Genomic DNA, 17,321 nt, shown 5'->3' on the forward strand with positions numbered 1-17,321 from the left:
CGGTTACTCGGTTGCATCACGCGGACCGGTGCGGTTGCCTGTAGTCCCGTGGCCCACGTGAACGTTTCCGATGTCGAGTATTTCCTCGCGGATGGACGACAGCTGCTCAATGGAGTGAGCTTTCGAATCGGTGAGGGTGTGAAGGCGGCGTTGATCGGCCCGAACGGAACGGGCAAGACGACGTTGATGAAGATCGTCGCCGGAGACCTCACCGCCGACGAGGGTGCGGTGGCCCGTTCCGGATCGCTCGGGATCATGCGGCAGTTCATCGGTCAGATCGATGACGAGTCGACGGTGCGCGACCTGTTGATATCGGTGGCGGCACCGGAGATCGGCGCGGCCGCGCGGGCGCTCGACGCCGCCGAGGACGCGATGATCGAAACCGACGACGAGACAACCCAGTTGGCGTACGCACACGCGCTCACCACGTGGGGAGACGTCGGCGGCTACGAGATCGAGACGTTCTGGGACAAGGTCACCACCGCGGCACTCGGCGTCGAATTCGACCGCGCCAAGTGGCGATCGGTACGCACGCTCAGCGGCGGCGAACAGAAACGATTGGTCCTCGAGGCCCTGTTCGCGGGCCCCGATGAGGTGCTGCTGCTCGACGAACCGGACAACTACCTCGATGTGCCGGGCAAGCAGTGGCTCGAACGCACCATCGCCGGATCGAGCAAGTCCGTGCTGTTCATCAGCCACGACCGGGAGCTGATCGCGAACGCTGCTACTCGGATCGTCACCCTCGAGCCCGGCATCAACGGCGCCACGTCCTGGATTCACGGCGGCGGCTTCGCGGGCTATCAGCAAGCCCGCGAGGACCGCAACGCACGATTGGACGAACTGCGTCGCCGCTGGGACGAAGATCTCGTCAAGCTGCGGGCGCTGGTCCTGCGATTGCGGGAGAAGGCGAAGTTCAACGACGGTGTCGCGGCGCGCTATCACGCCGCCCAGACCCGATTGGCCAAGTTCGAGGAGGCCGGGCCGCCCGAGGCGATTCCGTTGCGGCAGAACATCTCCGTGCGGCTGCGCGGCGGGCAGACCGGCAAGCGAGCGCTGGTATGTACCGGCGTGGAGCTGACCGGCTTGATGCGGCCGTTCGACACCGAGATCTGGTTCGGCGACCGGGTAGCGGTGCTGGGCGCCAATGGATCCGGCAAGTCGCACTTCCTGCGGTTGCTGGCCACCGGCGGCACCGATCCCGATATCGAGCACCGCCCGGTCGGCGACCGCGGCCTGGAACCGGTGACACACACCGGCGTCGCAGCGCTCGGCGCCCGGGTGCGCCCCGGCTATTTCGCGCAGACCCATTCCCGGCCGGACCTGAACGGCCGCACCCTGCTCGAGATCCTGCACACCGGCGACGAGCATCGTGACGGCATGGGTCGCGAGGCGGCCAGCCGGGTGCTGGACCGCTACGGTCTCGCCCGCTCCGCCGAGCAACGCTTCGACACCCTGTCCGGTGGTCAGCAGGCCCGCGTGCAGATCCTGCTGCTCGAAATGTCCGGCGCCACCATGCTGTTGCTCGACGAACCCACCGACAACCTGGACCTCGCCTCCGCCGAAGCCCTGGAACAGGCCATCGCCGAGTTCGCGGGCACCGTCATCACCGTCACCCACGACCGCTGGTTCGCCCGCGATTTCGACCGCTTCCTCGTCTTCGGTTCCGACGGAGTCGTTTACGAGAGCGACTCGCCGGTCTGGGACGAGTCGCGTGTGCAGCGCGCCCGCTGAGGTGACGCCGCACACATCCCGCTACCACCGGATACAACCACGTCGGTACGCCCGAATGGAAGTATCGAACAGCCGTTAAGCTCCTGCGATGCTCGAGAACACGATCTCCTCGCGGCTGGCAGCTCTCGCCGTGGAGACCGCGAGCCAGAGCGGCGTCGCACCGGCGCAACTTGCCAGCGCACTGGCGATGGACCGCAGCGCGCTCACCGACGACCTGGTCCGGGTGCCGACCGCGACCGCGTGGCGGGTGTGGGAGTTGGTCTATGCCTCGGCCGGGCCGGTGGCGGGGGTGCGGGCGGCGGCGATCGCGACGCACGGTCGGCTGAATGTGTGGGATTACCTGTTCTCGAGCGGGGCGACGCTGGGCGAGAGTCTGCGCACGGTGGTGGGCATGCGGGCGGTGCTGGCCGACCCGCACGGGCGGGGTGAGGTGCTGGAAAGCGGTGGGCTGCTGACTGTTCGCGATGTCGCGGCGGTCGATCCCGGTCCGATCATGGGGATCGTGGAGGAGTTCACGCTCTCGCTCATGCTGCAGCGCGCACGCCTGGCGACGGGGCAGCATCTGGTGCCGGTCCGGGTGCGGTTGCGGCATCGGGCGCCGACCAACCACCGGTATCTCGTCGACGTATTCGGTACCGGCCGTATCGATTTCGGTGCGCCCTACTCCGAGATCGTGTTCCTGGATGTGGCCGCCCTGCCCATCGCGGGCGACCCGCATCTGGGCCGTATCCACCGCCACTACGCCGAATTGCTGCTCGGCGCGGCCAAACCCGCACCCTCCCCGCATGACCGGGTGCGCGCCGCGATCCGTGACGCCCTGCGGGACGGAGATGCCGATCTGGGCACGGTGGCCCGGCGCCTGATCGTCAGTCCGCGGTCATTGCAACGCCAGCTGCACGAGCGGGGCACCACGTGGCGCGACGAGATCGCCGCCATCCGCCACGAGCAGGCCACGAACCTGTTGCGGGAGACGGACCTTCCGCTGCAGTCGATCGCCGCCCGGCTGGGCTATACGGACCCGCGCTCGTTCCGCCGCGCCTTCCACCGCCACACCGGCCAGTCCCCCACCGATTTCCGGCGCCGCCCGCAGGAAGCCTGACGGCTCCTGTGGGTGGCCGGTGACCATTACCGAGACGCCCGGTCTCTGACGAACAGGCTTGGGGCGTCGCAACTTTGCCCCAGAACAACGCCCACAGTCTCATATGGTTACACGCGATTTATTGTGCTGAAACAGTTGAGTCGTCTACTTCCTACCAGGCGATCACCGTCCTCGTGATGCCTGGTCCGAGTGAGATGGATAGACCAATGACAATCAGCGACACAGCGGATTCCGCTGCCGGGGAATCGAAATTGCATCAGGGCACCAACTGGTGGGGTGCCTTCGTCATCGGGTTGGCGGCACCGATTCTGGTGACCGGGATCGACCCGCCCGCCATTCAGGCGCTGGGGGCCGCCGCCATTCCACTACTGGCGCTCACCACGGTGGTCGGGGTGCTGCTGTGCCTGGTCGTGGCCGAACTCGCGGCATCCATGCCGCATCGGACCGGCGGCCTGCCGTCCTACGCATCGGAATCGCTGCAACCCTTGCACGCGGGCGCGGCCCGGCATCTGGGCGGTGTCTCGGCGTGGGCGTACTGGCTGGGCTGGTTTCCGGTCGCGCCGATCAACATGATCCTGGCCTCCGCCTACATCACCCAGCTGTTCCATATCCCGCAAGGCCGCTCGTTCCTGCCGTTCGGGTCCATCGGCAGCCCCATTTCCCTTGCGGTACTGGTGATCTCCGTCGCCGGGATCCTCGTCATGTTCGTGCCCTCGTACCTGGGTATCCGCCTGGGCGCGGGTTTCGCCACCGTGATGGGCATCGTGTCGATGGCCCCGCTCACCCTGCTGATCGTCTTGCCGCTGACCAGGCCGAGTTCGATGCATCTGAGCAATCTGTCCGGCTTCCATTTCGCTTCCGGTGTGACCGGCAGCCCGACGCTGATCCTGGCGTGGATGTTCGTCATGAGCTGGTCGGTGCTGGGCATGGAGGCGGTGGCCTGCTACGTGCCCGAATGCCGTGATCCGGCGCGGGATGCGAAGATCGCCACCACCGCCGAAAGCCTCTACGGTTTCGCCGTTTTCGTGCTGACCGCGGTGGTGCTGGTGGCGGTGCTCGGCGGCGCAGAGAATGTGGATCCGCTGACCATCTTCTCCACCCTGATCTCCAAGGTGACCGGACAGTCGGGCAGTTGGGTGCAGTATCTGATCGGCATCCCGCTGATCGTGGCGCTCATGCTGTCGGTGCTCAATGCCCTGATGGGTTGTGCGCGTTCGCTGTACCAGGCCGCCGAGGACGGCATGCTGCCGCGCTGGTTCGGCAAGCTCAATACCCACCGGGTGCCCGCGCGGGCGATGGCCTTCAATGTGGTGTGCTCGATCGCGGTGGTGCTGTTCGGCAGTCCGCTGCGGATCTACGTGTTCTCCAATATGGGTTACCTGTTCGCGGTGACGGTGGCGTTCTTCAGCTACGCGGTGCATCGCCAGACCCGCCCGGATGCGGTGCGTCCGGTTCGGTTGCCGGGCTTCATGCGCTGGGTGTCGTTGGCCCTGGGCGTCTTCTGCGCGATCCTGTGGGCCTTCGGCGGCTGGAACAGTCCCGCGATCGTGGTCGGCACCCCCAGCCACGACCTGTTCCTGCTCGGGGTGGCCATTGTGGCCGCCTATGTGCCGCTGCATCTTTGGCGGCGTTTCAGTGACCGGCGGCAGCCCGCGGCCGCGATGCTGAGCGCAACGCCCGCGGAGTCCGCCGCATGACGTCCGGTCTCCCGGGTGCGGCCCGGCGACGGGGTGGCCCGCCGCCGGGTTCGCCGCGCGACACCGTCGTGGTGTTGCGCCCGGATACCCCTGCTTCCCCCGCATTGCTGGGCGCGGCCCGCCGCGCCGGTGGCCCGGTGACGGTGGTGGCGATTCTGCGGGTGCACGGCTTCGCCCTCGGGCTGCCCAATCCCGGTCTGCTGCCGACCCGTTCGGAACGATCCCGGGCCGAGGCGGCGGTCGCCGCGACCGTGGCCGGGCTGCGCAAGGCCGGCCTGGACGCCGACGGTCAGATCGTGGTCACCCGCAAGGCCACCAAGGCGATCGCCGGGATTGTCCGGCGGCGCGGAGCACGACAGGTGCTGATGGAACAGCCGCTCGGGGGTCGCCTGCGCCGCCTGGTCGAGGGCGATCCGGTTCGGGCGCTGGCCCGGCGGGTCAGGGATGCGGCCACGGTCGAAACCGCTTGAACCACTGCACAAGACAAGGGTCCGGGACATTGTCCCGGACCCTTTCTCTTCGTCGGTGCCGTCAGGCGAAGACCACGGTCCGATCACCATTGCGCAGTACCCGGTCCTCGGCGTGCAGTCGCACGGCGCGGGCGAGCACCATGCGCTCCACATCCCGCCCCATGGCCACCAACTGCTCCGCGCTGTGATGGTGGTCGACCCGGACCACGTCCTGTTCGATGATCGGCCCTTCGTCCAGTTCAGCGGTCACGTAATGCGCGGTGGCCCCAATCAGTTTGACGCCCCGCAGGTGCGCCTGATGGTAGGGCCGCGCACCCTTGAACCCCGGCAAGAACGAGTGGTGGATATTGATGGCCCGCCCGTCGAGCCGTCGACACAGATCGTCGCTGAGCACCTGCATGTACCGGGCGAGCACCACCAGGTCGATGCGATGTTCGGCGATCAGCTCCAGCAGTCGCGTCTCAGCCGCCGGTTTCGAATCCCGGGTCACCGGAAGGTATTCGAAGCCGATCCCGTGCCGCTGCACCGCTTCGCGCCCGGTCTCGTGGTTGGACACCACCAGCGGCACCTCGATGGGCAGCTCCCCGATCCGCCGCCGGTAGAGCAGATCCTCGAGGCAGTGATCCTCCCGCGACACCATGACCAGCACGCGCGGCCGATCCGCGACGCACCGGACCTTGAGCACCGGATCGAATTCCCGCAGCCGGGCTTCGATTTCACCGCGGGCGGCAGTCACGTCCGTCTCGGGACTGTCGAATGTCATACGCAGGCAGAAGGTTCCGCCGCGATCGTCGTAGAACTGCTGGCTTTCGACGATATTGCCCTTGAGCTCGAAGACCGCGTCGGACAGGGCGCGCACGATGCCGGGCCGATCCCGGCAGCGCAGGGTCACCACATAGCGCTCCACGGCTACCCGCCCAGGAAGGTGGCGAGGCTGTCGTCGGGCTCGTCCCACCACGGGGTGTGATGCAGCGGCGCGACGGTGCCGGTGACCGGGGAGGCGAAGGCGCGGTCACGATAGCCGGTGATGGTCTCGACCTTGTGGTGTTCCCAGGTGTTGAAGTGTTCGCGCACCAGGTCCAGATCGAAAGGCGGGTAATCGGTGTGGGACATCAGCTCACGCACGTAGTCGGTCTGGAAGTCGATATCGTCGGCGGGACCGGCGCAGGCGGCGAGCCGTTCACGCCAGGCCGCGATATCGGCCGCCATGGCATCCGCATCGGGCAGCGTGATGCGGCCGAGCACGACGTCGCGCGCGAAGCATGCCTGGGCGTCGAACATGGTGAACGTGTAGTACTGGTCCTGCATCGACAGGTACAGGAGTTTCGGGTTGGCCGTCCACACCACGCCCTGGTAGAGACCCTCGGGATAGAGGTTGTTGCTGGTAGCCAACCGCAGTTCCGGCTCGATGAACGGGAAGTGGTGCCGGTAGCCGGTGCACAGCACGATGGCATCCACCTCGCGGCTGCTGCCGTCCGCGAAGTGCGCGGTCCGGCCTTCCAACCGCACCAGCGCGGGGACCTCCGAAATGCCGTCGGGCCATGCGAATCCCATGGGCGCGTGCCGATAGGCGATGGTAACCGAGCGTGCCCCGTACTTCAGCGTCTGCAGCGCGATGTCCTCGGCCGAGTAGCTGCTGCCCAGGACCAGCAGGTCCCGCCCGGCGAATTCGGCGGCGTCGCGGAAGTCGTGCGAGTGCAGGATGCGGCCTGGAAAGCCTTCGAAGCCAGGGTATTCCGGCATGTTCGGCGTGGAGAAGTGTCCGGTGGCGACGATGACGCGGTCGAAGACCTCGGTCTGTATGCCGCCCTCGGCGAGATCTTCAACGGTGATCCGGAACTGCTCGCCGTCCCAGCTCAGCTCCCGCACCGCGGTATCGAACCGAATGTACTGGCGCACATTGGATTTCTTGGCTCGCCCGGTGATGTAGTCGTACAGCACCGCGCGCGGCGGAAACGACGGGATGGGTCCGCCGAAGTGCTCGTCGAATGGATAGTCGGCGAATTCGAGGCATTCCTTGGGGCCGTTGGACCACAGGTAGCGGTACATGCTGCCGTGCACCGGGTCACCGTGCTCGTCGAGTCCGGTGCGCCAGGTGTAGTTCCACAGGCCGCCCCAGTCGCTCTGCTTCTCGAAGCAGACGATCTCGCCGACGTCGGCGCCGTCGCGGCGGGCGGCTTCGAACGCGTGTAGCTGGGCCAGCCCGCTCGGTCCGGCGCCGATAATGGCGATGCGGGTCATGATGGGTTCCTCCTCAGGAGCGGGGACGGGTCTTGTCGGGGTCGTAGAAGGGAATCGGGACGACGGTGGCCGTCAGGCGCTTGCGGTGACCGTCGAGCTTGCCGACCTCGACGGCGGTGCCGGGCTCGGCGTACTGAACAGCCATGCGGCACAACGCGATCGAGCCGAACGACGGGGTGCGCGCGGCGGAGGTGACGATGCCGACCTGGGACCGGCCGACGTGGACGCCGTCGCCGTGGGCGGCCGTCTCGGGGCCGTCGAGGCGCAGACCGACGAGGGTGCGCTGCGGATGGGCACGGCGTTCGAGCAGGGCGGTGCGGCCCACGAAGTCGGCGGTCTTGGATTTCAGCGGGACCGTGAATCCGATGCCGGCCTCGAAAGGGTCGGTCTGATCGCAGAATTCGTAGCCGCCGAAGACCAATCCGGATTCGATGCGGACCATGTCGAGTGCGGTCAACCCGAGTGGGGCGAGGCCGTGCGGAATTCCTGCCTCCCACACCGCATCCCACAGCTCGGGCGCGTCGTCGGGGTGGGCCCACAGTTCGTAGCCGAGTTCGCCGGAATATCCGGTGCGCGACACCACCAGCGGGAGGCCGTCGGGTCCGCCAAGGCGGCCGATCAAGAAGCGGAACCAGGCGAGGTCACGCAGCGCGGGCTGGGTGGTCGGCGTCCAGATCAGCTCGCTGAGCAACTCCCGGCTGGCCGGGCCCTGGACGGCGATATTGTGCAGCTGCTCAGTGGAATCCTTGATCCACACCTGCTGCAGGCCGAGCCGGTCGGCCTGCTCACGCAGCCACACCCCGTCGTAGGGGTCGCCGCCGACGAAGCGGAAGTTGTGCTCGCCCAACCGGAATACGGTGCAGTCGTCGATCATGCCACCGGTCTCGTGGCACATCGCCGAGTACACGACGTGGCCGACTGCGAGGCGGCCGATATCGCGGGTGAGCGTCGCCTGCAGCAGCGCCTCGGCATCCGGCCCGAGGATCTCGAATTTGCGCAGCGCCGACAGATCCATGATGGCGGCGCGCTCGCGACAGGCCAGGTACTCCTGCCGGGGCCCGTGATTGTCGAAGGCGGTGGGCGTCCAGAATCCGCGGTAGTCGGTGAACTGCTTCGTAATCGACCTGGTGCGGGTGGCGAATCCACTGTCGCGGGTCAGGACCGCGGGGGCGTCGGGGGTGACGCGGGAGGCCATGGCCACGGAGAACTTCCTCTCCCTGTCGTAGACGCGCACGTGCACGTCGGTGGGCTGCCAGCCGTTGGCGGGATCGATGTCGTCCGGGCAGGCCGAGGAGGCGCACACCAGGTCGGTGGCCGCCCGCAGCAGCACGTAATCGCCGGGCCGCGACCAGGGTTCGTCCACGACCAGCTGATGGTCGGCGTCGAAGGCGGTGTTGTAGAAGAGGTTCAGTGCCTCCCACCCGCGCCGCGCGCCGATGCCGTAGCGGGCGAGTTCGGCATTGAAGTTGTCGGTGCAGTTGATGTGCCCCGGATAGCCCATGTCCGCGTAGTACTTCGCAGTGCAGGCCAGTGCGAAGGTGTCGTGGCGGCCGACGGTGTCGCGCACCACCTCGAGCAGCGGCCGCGTGCGGCGGTCGAAGAAGCGGCCGAACAGGCCCGGCCGCGGATACGCACCGCCGACGATCGTGCGGGTGGTGGTGGGATCCAGTCCGTACTCGTGCCCGCCCTGGAGCGCGCGGGCGTCGAAGGCCAGGAAGTCCGAGCACTGCCGCCCGGCCACGTCCAGGATCTGAATGTATTGGCCCGCACGGACTTCGTAGCCGCGCGCGGTCGCCGCATCGACGCGCAGGTCCAGCACGGGTTCGACCAGCGGGGGCGGCAGCTCCGGCACGTTGGAGAACGGCGGGGTGGCGCGGCGGATCTCGAGGAGAAGTTCCGAGGCCGGATTCGGGTCCGCGGGATCGAGGCGGCCGTGGGCGATGGGGGAGGCGACCAGAACGGTCGCCGGGGCGTCGATGCGTAGGACGACGCGGGCACCCGCCGGTGACAGCGGGCCGAAAAGCCTTGCGGCCCTGACCTGTCCGGCCTCGATGCCGTGTGCGGCCAGCAGCGCGAGGATGCGCCCGGCCGCGTACCCGTTCTCGTCCGACCCGGCGGTCAGCCCGCGCAGCACGGTGGCCGGGGCGTCGGCGGTGGCGTCGGGCACGGCGTCAGGAACCGTGCCGAGCACGGTCACTTCGGCGAACTGCCGTCCGTGCGGGTCGACGATGTCGATCAGATCGCCCGGCGCGACCCGCACCGCCGTCACCGCGCCCGGATTGACCCGGTAGCGCTCGTGGGCGGGCCCCGCCCCGGCGCGCACAGCGGCGGACATCATCTACGCGTCCATTCCGATCGAGGCCAGCCACGCCACCGCGGGTTCCCGCGTGCGGGTGAGGCCCTTGTAATCGGCCATGTCCTGCGGCAATTCGGCCAGCACCCGATGCAGCCGCCGTCCCCACTCGGGCACGGTCGCAACATCGCGAAGGGACCGCAGGTAGGTGCGGATAAGGAACATGACGGCCCCGGAGTTGCCGAGCCGGATCAGATGCTGCACTTCCACCCGCAGGTACAGCCGGTCCCCCACCTCGCGCAGCGGCCCTTCGGCGAGCGTGCGCCGATCGCGTCCCCATTCCGGGTATCCCTCGGTGGAGGTGTCGAGCTTGCCGTCGACGGTGAGCGTCCAATTGGTGCGCCGATACGCCTGTTCCGGGCGTAGCCGCAGCAGGAAGTCGTGGGCGCGGGTGATCACGCGCTCGGTGTGGATGCGCGGGACGGGGCCGTGGATCTCCAGAAAGCTCATACCGCAGTCGAATCCCATGGACCAGTCGGCGGCGAAGGTGACCACCCCGGCGTCGCCCCACAGTCGACCCTCGCGCTGGTCGAGCAGCACGATGTCCTCCTGCACCTGATCGGCGATGAAGCGCAACGGCGGTGCGGGCAGGGTGTGCTCGTCGCCGTAGGCGAAGGTGATGTCGACCCCGAGCCGGTCGTTGCGCCAACGCCACCGGCCGCCGTCGCGGGTGAGCGCCATCTCCGCCGGATACTCGGCGGCCAGCTGCCCCATGAGGGTGAGCATCGCGTCCCAGGCCGCGGCGGCCATGTGCGGCAGGCACTGGTAGCGGCCGGGGTCGCGGTCGAGAATCGCGGTGCGCTCGGCCAGTTCGTGTTCGTAGTGCTCGTCGATGTCGAGTTGCCGGGCACCCCAGGAACCGGCGGCGGTGATCACCGCCTGACCCGCCGGTTCCACATTGGTGCTGTAGCGGTACTCGTCCTTCAGGAAGGGAAAGGGGAAGCGCCGCAGAGCTTCCGAGTATTCGATGGTGGTCATAGCTCCAGCTCCAGAAGGTCACCCGCGGCGCGGGAGACACAGGCCATGAGCGCGTCGCCGGCGGCGCGTTCGTCCTCGGTGAGGTAGTGGTCGCGGTGCTCGATGCCGCCGCCGCGCACCCCGAGTCGGCATTCCCCGCAGACGCCCTGGCGGCACAGGTTCGGCACCCGAATCCCCTTGGCCAGCAGGGCATCCAGCAGCGTCGACTCCGGCGCGACCGGCACCAGCAGTCCACTGCGCCCCAGCTTGGCGGCAAACGGCGCACCCGATTCGCCGGCCGCGGCGGCGAAACGTTCGGCATGCAGCCGCTGTGCGGGCCAGCCGACGGCGGTGGCCCGCGCCTGTACCTCGTCGATCATGGTCGCGGGACCGCAGGTGTAGAGATGCGTGCCCATCGGCTGATTGCGCAGCGCCGGAGCGAGTTCCGACCACAGGGCGTCGCGATCGGCATGAACGGTGAGCCGCTCACCACACAGCTCACGCAGTTCGTCCAGGTGAGCGAACTCGCCCGGACGGCTCACGTAGTGCACCGCGAACGAGCGCCCCCACGCGGCGGCCGCCCGGACATGCGACAGCACGGGCGTGACCCCGATACCGCCCGCCACGAACATGTGATGGCGCGCGGCGGCCACCGGCGGAAAGTCGCTGCGCGGCGCGGACACCGTCAGCGCAGCGCCCACCGGCACTTCGTGCAGGCGACGAGATCCGCCGTGCCCGCCCGCTTCTCGCCGCACCGAGATGGCGTAATGCCCGGGCAGCACGGACGGACCGGTGAGCGAATACGAATTCCGCCGACCCGGCGCGATCTCGACCGCGATATGACTGCCCGGCGCGAAGGACGGCAGCACTCCCCCGTCCGGGTCCACCAGCGTCAGCTCCCGTACGGTGGCGGTGAGCATGGTGGCGGCCGCGATCCTCAACGGCATCATGGCAATTCCTCCGCATCGACCCGATAGCCCATGTACGCGCCCAGCCGGCGCGAGAAGTGGTGATAGACGACCAACGGCGACCCGCAGCCGGAGCACGGCACGGTGCCGCCGATCTCGACCTGTGCCGCGGTCGCCGTCCTGCAGTGCGTGCAGAACACGCGCCGCCGGTCGGCATCCTCGACCAGGGTGGTGATCTCGGCGTCGATCGCGCCGGCCGCCAGCAGCCGCGCCCGCACCGCGGACACCGTGGCGTCCGTGCCGTGGATCACGAAATGCCATCCGACACAGGCTTTCTCCAGGACCGGCCCGAGTCCCTCCGGCGACACCGCCAGGATGTCGCCGTCGAACTCGCCCGCGAGCGGGGAGGTCTCGGCCGAGTCGGTGACGAGCACGACGCGGGTCGCCTGCGCGGGCACGGGAAGGGCCGGTGACCAGCGCGGAACGCTGGTGTGCGGCATACTGACCGGCATGGCGGCTAGGGCGCGAAGGTGCGGTAGCCGACGTAGAACGCCAGCGCCCGGTCCGGGGTGGAGAACAGGATGCGCGATCCCTTGGGAAAGAAGATCGCGTCGTGGGCCTTGGCGATCAGCACCTGGCCGGTGTCCGGATTCTCCAGCCGGAACTCACCTTCCAGAATGATCTTCATCTCGTCGTATTCGTAGAAGTAGTCCAGGGGGGCTTCGGTGTGGCGGAGTTCGAAGTAGCCCGAGCACATGGGTGAGCCCTCGGGGTTGGCGTAGACGTCGGCGATGTAGGCGTCGGTGCCCGGATACTGCTCGATGGGCATGGGCGGCAACGTCTTCCAGAATCCGGTGGTGACCCGGAACGGGGTGACGACGGTGCTGTCGGGGGTGGCTGACTCGGCCATGGGGGACTCCGGCTCTCTAGTGTGAAGAAACGTGGGTTAATGTGAGGAAACAGGCGATGGGGTTACGACGGATGGCAGGTGGTGTATGAGCGACCGACCCGAACACCGCGACACCGGTGACCCGGCCCCCGTGGAGCGGGAGGTGTCACCCGACGCCCCGACCGGGGTCGAGCTCGAGCGAGTGATCGGCAAGCAGGTGCGTGCCCTGCGCGCGGCCAGCGGACTGTCGGTCGGCGATATGGCCGCCCGGGTGGGCATTTCCAAGGCCATGCTGTCCAAGATCGAGAACGCCCAGACCTCGTGCAGCCTCTCGACGCTGGCCCGGCTGGCCGCGGGCCTGGATGTCCCGGTGACCTCGCTGTTCCGGGGCGCGGACAGCACCCGCGAGGCGGTGTTCACCACCGCCGGGCACGGTGCGGTGATCGTGGGCCGGGGCACCCGGGTCGGGCACCACTACGAACTGCTGGGCGCATTGCGCGGTCAGCACAAGCGGCTGGAGCCGGTGCTGGTCACGCTCACCGAGGCGAGCGAGACGTTCCCGCTGTTCCAGCACGCGGGCACCGAGCTGCTGTACATGCTCGAGGGGGTCATGGTCTACGGTCACGGTGACTCCGAATACACACTGCGCCCGGGGGATTCGCTGCTGCTGGACGGTGAGGGCGCGCACGGGCCCAGCGAGTTGGTGCGGTTGCCGATCCGGTTCCTGGCGATCACCGCCTACCCGGACAACCACGTCGAGGAGTGAAGCGGGTCAGGTTGTCGTGACCCAGGCGGTCATGACATCGGCGAGCGCGGCCGCGCCCGCGTGACAATCGGCGGCGTCGGCGTGCTCGGCGGGTGAGTGCGAGATCCCGGTGGGGTTGCGCACGAACAGCATTGCGGTCGGGACGAGATCCGACAGGATGCCCGCGTCGTGACCGGCCTGGGTCGGGAGCACCGGGAGGTCTCCCAGGTGGGCCAGCGCGGCGGCGAGCCGGGCGCGGGGTTCCGGGGCGAAATCGACGATGGGCGTGACGGATTCGGTGTGCACGGCAAGATCGACGCCTTCGGCTCCCGCGTGTGATCGGGCCGCCGCGGTGATCGCGTCGACCAGCGTCTCCAAGGTCGGTTGGTCGGCGGCCCGCGCGTCCAGCCAGGCGCGGACCCGCGACGGAATCGCATTGGTGCCGTTGGGCGAGACCAGCACCTTGCCGAAGGTGGCGACCGCTGCCAGCGCCGCGGCCTCGGCTCGCGCCGCGTGCACCGTGGACGCGAACGGCAGCATCGGGTCGTGGCGGTCTACCAGGCGGGTGGCCCCGGCATGATTGGCCTCACCGGTGAAATCGAATTCCCAGCGGCCGTGCGGCCAGATCGCCGAGGCCAGTGCCAGTGGGCGATCCACCACGTCCAGGGCGCGGCCTTGCTCGACATGCAGTTCCACGAAGACGCCGACCCGGTCGGTCAGGGTGAGATCGGGACCGAGCGCGCCGGGATCGCGTCCGGCGCGAATCAGCGCCTCGGCCAGCGTAATTCCGTCCTGGCCGCGTAGCCCCAGCGCCCGCTCCGGCGCGAGCGCGCCGGTGCTGAGCTGAGACCCGATACACGCGACGCCGAAGCGCGCGCCCTCCTCATCGGAGAAGGCCACCACCGCAACGGGAATAGCCGGGCGCACGCCGCGGGCGCGCACCAGATCGACCGCGACGAACGCCGAGACGATGCCCAGCGGCCCGTCGAAGGCCCCGCCGTCGGGCACCGAATCCAGATGCGATCCGGTGACGAACGCGCCCTGGGGATCTCCGACCCAGCCGTGCGGTAGCCACCAGGCCCACAGGTTGCCGTTGCGGTCCTCTTCTACCTCCATCGAGCGCGCGGCGGCGCAGCCCCGGAACCATTCGCGCAACGTGAGATCCGCGTCCGACCAGGCGTAGCGGCGGTAGCCGCCGGTACCGCCGTCCCGGCCGACCGCCTCGATTTCGGCCCACAGCGGATCGAATATCGTTGCGGCCGTCGCGGATTCGGCGCTCATGCGACCGCTCCGGGTATCCAACCGGTGCCCGCCAACGGGACACGCGCCATCGCGGCCGCCTCCACGGTGAGCGCCACCAGATCCTCGGGCTCGAGGTTGCGCAGATGCGACTTGCCGCAGGCGCGAGCCAGGGTCTGCGCTTCCATCGTGAGCACTCGCAGATAGTTGGCCAGGCGGCGGCCACCCTCGACGGGGTCCAGGCGCGCGGCCAGTTCCGGGTCCTGGGTGGTGATGCCCGCCGGATCGCGGCCGTCCTGGAAGTCGTCGTAGTACCCGGCCTCCGAACCCAGCGCCGCGTACTGCGCCGCGTAGCGAGGGTGGTTGTCGCCCAACGCGATCAGCGCGGCGGTGCCGATCGCCACCGCGTCCGCGCCGAGTGCCATGGCCTTGGCCACGTCGGCCCCGCTGCGAATCCCGCCGGACACGATCAACTGCACCTTGCGGTGCACGCCCAGCTCCTGCAGTGCCCGTGCGGCCTGCGGGATCGCGGCCAGGGTGGGGATGCCGACGTGTTCGATGAACACGTCCTGGGTGGCGGCGGTCCCGCCCTGCATACCGTCCACCACCACGACGTCCGCGCCGGCCTTGACGGCGAGTTTCACGTCGTAATAGGTGCGGGTGGCACCGACCTTGATGTAGATCGGCTTCTCCCAGTGGGTGATCTCGCGCAGTTCCAGGATTTTGATCGCCAGATCGTCGGGCCCGGTCCAGTCCGGGTGACGGCAGGCGCTGCGCTGGTCGATGCCCTGCGGCAGGGTGCGCATGCCCGCCACCCGCTCGTTGATCTTCTGCCCGAGCAGCATGCCGCCGCCACCGGGTTTCGCACCCTGGCCCAGCACGATCTCGATGGCGTCGGCCTGGCGCAGATCGTCGGGGTTCATCCCATACCGTGACGGAAGATACTGGTACACCAGGTGTTTGGACTGCCCGCGCTCCTCCGGCGTCATGCCGCCGTCACCGGTGGTGGTCGACGTGCCGACGGCGCTCGCGCCCCGGCCCAGCGCCTCTTTGGCCTGACCGGAAAGCGCCCCGAAGCTCATGCCCGCGATGGTGACCGGAATATCCAGGTGCAGTGGATGTTTCGCGTACCGGTCGCCGAGCACCACATCGGTGTCGCAGCGTTCGCGGTAGCCCTCGAGTGGATACCGCGACATGGACGCGCCCAGGAACAGCAGGTCGTCGAAGTGTGGCAGCGGGCGTTTCGCGCCCCAGCCACGAATGTCGTAGATGCCGGTCTCGGCGGCCCGCTGGATCTCGGCGATGACGCGCCGGTCGAAGGTCGCCGATTCCCGCAGCGGCGGTTGATGGATCGGTAGCTCGGTCATGGAAGGACTCCTGCGGTCAGTACGCGGCGGCATTGTCGACGTGGAAGTGGTAGAGCTGCCGGGCCGAGCCGTACCGGGTGAAATCCGCCGGGTCGGCGTCGAATCCGGCCAGCGACAACAGCTCTCGCAGTTCCGCCAGATGCTCCTCGCGCATCGGTTTGCGGACACAATCCGCACCCAGCGAGGCCACCGTGCCGCGCACGTAGATGCGGGCCTCGTAGAGCGAATCACCCAGCGCCTCACCGGCATCGCCGAGCACCACCAGCCGCCCGGCCTGCCCCATGAAGGCGCTCATGTGGCCGATATTGCCGCCCACGACGATGTCGACGCCCTTCATCGAGATGCCGCAGCGCGCACCGGCATTGCCCTCGATCACCAGCAGCCCGCCGTGCGCGGTCGCGCCCGCGGACTGCGACGCGTCACCGCACACCCGCACGGTGCCCGACATCATGTTCTCCGCCACGCCGACTCCGGCATTGCCGTGCACGGTGACGGTGGCGTGCTGGTTCATTCCCGCGCAGTAGTAGCCGACGTGCCCCTCGATGACCACGTCCAGGTCCCGGTCCAGTCCGCACGCCAGCGCGTGCGCGCCTCGCGGATCGGTGATGGTCACCGCCGCCGGGGCATCGGATGCGCCGAGCGCGGCATTGACCGCGCGAGTGCCGGATGCCGCCGCGTCGAGCTGGACGCGTTCGGTCACGATCGCCGCCATAGGTACACCTCTTCCGGTTCCGGTTCGAAGATTCGGGCCGTCGCGATGCCGGGCAGGCCCGCCAGGGCGCGGTATTCCGAAGCCATGGCGACCCAGCGGTCGGTCTCGGCAATGACGGCCGGTTTACAGGCGATCGGGTCGCGCACCACGGCGAAGGAGTCGGCGGTGGAGACCAGCAGGGTGTAGAAGCCGTCGAAGGTCTCGTTCACCAGCAGCAGCGCCTTCTCGAGGTCGGCGCCCCGGGCCAGCTGGTCGGCGACGAAGCGCGCGCCCACCTCGGTGTCGTTCTCGCTGTCGAATTCGACACCGTGCCGCTGCAATTCGTGCTTGATGCTCATGTGATTGCTGAACGAGCCGTTGTGCACCAGGCATTGGCCTTCGCCCACCGAGAAGGGATGCGACCCTTCCGCGGTGACGGCGGATTCGGTGGCCATCCGGGTGTGGGCGACGCCCTGCCAGCCCTGGGCGGCCGGCAGGCCGAAGCGGTGCGCGAGCTCGGTGGGGTTGCCGACGCCCTTGAGCACGGTCAGATCCGAGCCGAAGCCGATCACCCGTGCCGTGGCGGCGACGGTGCGTACCGCGGCCATCAGTTCCGCGGTCGCCACCGGCGCGTTCAGCACCACGGTCGGTGCGAGATCCATCGCCGTGACCGTGATTCCCAGTGCGGTGGTGAGCCTTTCGGCGAGTTCCGGCACGGGCAGCGGACAGTCCAGCACGGAGACGGTGGCGGTGCCGGGCGGCGACCACACCGGGTCGCCGTAGACCGCCATCCCGGCCGAATCCGGTCCGCGGTCGCACATCTGGTCCAGCATGCCGGTGAGCAGTTCACCCAGGCGCGGGTAGAGGGCGGGGTCGCGCAGGTGCAGGCCGACGATGCCGCACATGGTGTCCTCCAATCCTGAGGGTCGGACGG

Annotated in this window: 16 protein-coding genes; 5 read left to right on the plus strand and 11 right to left on the minus strand. The window is 68.6% G+C overall.

The window, feature by feature from the left end; genetic code table 11:
* Positions 1-48 precede the first annotated feature (48 nt).
* From ACYVN4_RS07805 to ACYVN4_RS07820, 4 genes are all read left to right on the plus strand, one after another.
* Complete coding sequence (locus tag ACYVN4_RS07805) at positions 49-1,731, plus strand: ABC-F family ATP-binding cassette domain-containing protein (RefSeq protein ID WP_460718717.1); 1,683 nt, start codon at positions 49-51, stop codon at positions 1,729-1,731.
* 88 nt (positions 1,732-1,819) lie between these two features.
* Positions 1,820-2,830 carry an AraC family transcriptional regulator gene (locus ACYVN4_RS07810; protein ID WP_460718719.1) on the plus strand — a complete coding sequence of 337 codons (1,011 nt, stop codon included), beginning with the start codon at positions 1,820-1,822 and terminating at the stop codon, positions 2,828-2,830.
* Between the two features lie 206 nt (positions 2,831-3,036).
* On the plus strand, positions 3,037-4,527 hold the full coding sequence (locus tag ACYVN4_RS07815) for an APC family permease (RefSeq protein ID WP_460718722.1): 1,491 nt from the start codon (positions 3,037-3,039) through the stop codon (positions 4,525-4,527).
* Positions 4,524-4,997: a hypothetical protein gene (locus ACYVN4_RS07820; protein WP_460718724.1), complete on the plus strand. Its 474-nt coding sequence runs from the start codon at positions 4,524-4,526 to the stop codon at positions 4,995-4,997. Before ACYVN4_RS07815 ends, ACYVN4_RS07820 begins: the two co-directional genes overlap by 4 nt.
* A gap of 61 nt (positions 4,998-5,058) precedes the next feature.
* On the opposite strand, the gene purU is transcribed toward ACYVN4_RS07820, so the two are convergent.
* Genes purU through ACYVN4_RS07855 form a run of 7 tightly spaced genes read right to left on the minus strand, consistent with a single transcriptional unit; the run spans position 5,059 to position 12,366 of the window.
* Positions 5,059-5,904: a formyltetrahydrofolate deformylase gene (purU, locus tag ACYVN4_RS07825; protein WP_460718726.1), complete on the minus strand. Its 846-nt coding sequence runs from the start codon at positions 5,902-5,904 to the stop codon at positions 5,059-5,061.
* A gap of 2 nt (positions 5,905-5,906) precedes the next feature.
* Complete coding sequence (locus ACYVN4_RS07830; protein WP_460718728.1) at positions 5,907-7,238, minus strand: NAD(P)-binding domain-containing protein; 1,332 nt, start codon at positions 7,236-7,238, stop codon at positions 5,907-5,909.
* 13 nt (positions 7,239-7,251) lie between these two features.
* Positions 7,252-9,576, minus strand: coding sequence for a DUF1989 domain-containing protein (locus ACYVN4_RS07835; protein WP_460718730.1), 2,325 nt, complete (start codon positions 9,574-9,576; stop codon positions 7,252-7,254).
* On the minus strand, positions 9,577-10,569 hold the full coding sequence (locus tag ACYVN4_RS07840) for a heme-dependent oxidative N-demethylase family protein (protein WP_460718732.1): 993 nt from the start codon (positions 10,567-10,569) through the stop codon (positions 9,577-9,579).
* A complete protein-coding gene (locus tag ACYVN4_RS07845) occupies positions 10,566-11,498 on the minus strand; it encodes a PDR/VanB family oxidoreductase (protein ID WP_460718734.1) in 933 nt (310 codons plus the stop codon). The genes ACYVN4_RS07840 and ACYVN4_RS07845 overlap by 4 nt, the downstream gene beginning before the upstream one ends.
* On the minus strand, positions 11,495-11,968 hold the full coding sequence (locus tag ACYVN4_RS07850; RefSeq protein ID WP_460718736.1) for a dimethylamine monooxygenase subunit DmmA family protein: 474 nt from the start codon (positions 11,966-11,968) through the stop codon (positions 11,495-11,497). The genes ACYVN4_RS07845 and ACYVN4_RS07850 overlap by 4 nt, the downstream gene beginning before the upstream one ends.
* A gap of 5 nt (positions 11,969-11,973) precedes the next feature.
* Positions 11,974-12,366, minus strand: a complete 393-nt coding sequence (locus ACYVN4_RS07855; RefSeq protein ID WP_460718738.1) for an ethanolamine utilization protein — start codon at positions 12,364-12,366, stop codon at positions 11,974-11,976.
* An 85-nt stretch (positions 12,367-12,451) separates the two neighbouring features.
* On the opposite strand from ACYVN4_RS07855, the gene ACYVN4_RS07860 reads away from it, so the two are divergent.
* Positions 12,452-13,111: a helix-turn-helix domain-containing protein gene (locus tag ACYVN4_RS07860; RefSeq protein WP_460718740.1), complete on the plus strand. Its 660-nt coding sequence runs from the start codon at positions 12,452-12,454 to the stop codon at positions 13,109-13,111.
* 6 nt (positions 13,112-13,117) lie between these two features.
* On the opposite strand, the gene ACYVN4_RS07865 is transcribed toward ACYVN4_RS07860, so the two are convergent.
* From ACYVN4_RS07865 to ACYVN4_RS07880, 4 genes are read right to left on the minus strand one after another with little or no spacing between them, the layout of a single operon-like run.
* On the minus strand, positions 13,118-14,371 hold the full coding sequence (locus ACYVN4_RS07865; protein ID WP_460718742.1) for an allantoate amidohydrolase: 1,254 nt from the start codon (positions 14,369-14,371) through the stop codon (positions 13,118-13,120).
* Positions 14,368-15,696, minus strand: a complete 1,329-nt coding sequence (locus ACYVN4_RS07870; protein ID WP_460718744.1) for an FMN-binding glutamate synthase family protein — start codon at positions 15,694-15,696, stop codon at positions 14,368-14,370. Before ACYVN4_RS07870 ends, ACYVN4_RS07865 begins: the two co-directional genes overlap by 4 nt.
* 16 nt (positions 15,697-15,712) lie before the next feature.
* Positions 15,713-16,408 carry a GltB/FmdC/FwdC-like GXGXG domain-containing protein gene (locus tag ACYVN4_RS07875; RefSeq protein WP_460718746.1) on the minus strand — a complete coding sequence of 232 codons (696 nt, stop codon included), beginning with the start codon at positions 16,406-16,408 and terminating at the stop codon, positions 15,713-15,715.
* Positions 16,393-17,292: a class II glutamine amidotransferase gene (locus ACYVN4_RS07880; RefSeq protein ID WP_460718749.1), complete on the minus strand. Its 900-nt coding sequence runs from the start codon at positions 17,290-17,292 to the stop codon at positions 16,393-16,395. Before ACYVN4_RS07880 ends, ACYVN4_RS07875 begins: the two co-directional genes overlap by 16 nt.
* Between the last annotated feature and the right edge of the window lie 29 nt (positions 17,293-17,321).

The organism is Nocardia heshunensis (assembly GCF_054782115.1).

What these genes read in the sequence shown, in the direction of transcription:
- ACYVN4_RS07810 (WP_460718719.1), top strand. Translation starts at nt 1,820, where the DNA reads ATGCTCGAGAACACGATCTCCTCGCGGCTGGCAGCTCTCGCCGTGGAG.
- ACYVN4_RS07815 (WP_460718722.1), top strand. Translation starts at nt 3,037, where the DNA reads ATGACAATCAGCGACACAGCGGATTCCGCTGCCGGGGAATCGAAATTG.
- ACYVN4_RS07820 (WP_460718724.1), top strand. Translation starts at nt 4,524, where the DNA reads ATGACGTCCGGTCTCCCGGGTGCGGCCCGGCGACGGGGTGGCCCGCCG.
- ACYVN4_RS07830 (WP_460718728.1), bottom strand. Translation starts at nt 7,238, where the DNA reads ATGACCCGCATCGCCATTATCGGCGCCGGACCGAGCGGGCTGGCCCAG.
- ACYVN4_RS07835 (WP_460718730.1), bottom strand. Translation starts at nt 9,576, where the DNA reads ATGATGTCCGCCGCTGTGCGCGCCGGGGCGGGGCCCGCCCACGAGCGC.
- ACYVN4_RS07840 (WP_460718732.1), bottom strand. Translation starts at nt 10,569, where the DNA reads ATGACCACCATCGAATACTCGGAAGCTCTGCGGCGCTTCCCCTTTCCC.
- ACYVN4_RS07845 (WP_460718734.1), bottom strand. Translation starts at nt 11,498, where the DNA reads ATGATGCCGTTGAGGATCGCGGCCGCCACCATGCTCACCGCCACCGTA.
- ACYVN4_RS07850 (WP_460718736.1), bottom strand. Translation starts at nt 11,968, where the DNA reads ATGCCGGTCAGTATGCCGCACACCAGCGTTCCGCGCTGGTCACCGGCC.
- ACYVN4_RS07855 (WP_460718738.1), bottom strand. Translation starts at nt 12,366, where the DNA reads ATGGCCGAGTCAGCCACCCCCGACAGCACCGTCGTCACCCCGTTCCGG.
- ACYVN4_RS07860 (WP_460718740.1), top strand. Translation starts at nt 12,452, where the DNA reads ATGAGCGACCGACCCGAACACCGCGACACCGGTGACCCGGCCCCCGTG.
- ACYVN4_RS07865 (WP_460718742.1), bottom strand. Translation starts at nt 14,371, where the DNA reads ATGAGCGCCGAATCCGCGACGGCCGCAACGATATTCGATCCGCTGTGG.
- ACYVN4_RS07870 (WP_460718744.1), bottom strand. Translation starts at nt 15,696, where the DNA reads ATGACCGAGCTACCGATCCATCAACCGCCGCTGCGGGAATCGGCGACC.
- ACYVN4_RS07875 (WP_460718746.1), bottom strand. Translation starts at nt 16,408, where the DNA reads ATGGCGGCGATCGTGACCGAACGCGTCCAGCTCGACGCGGCGGCATCC.
- ACYVN4_RS07880 (WP_460718749.1), bottom strand. Translation starts at nt 17,292, where the DNA reads ATGTGCGGCATCGTCGGCCTGCACCTGCGCGACCCCGCCCTCTACCCG.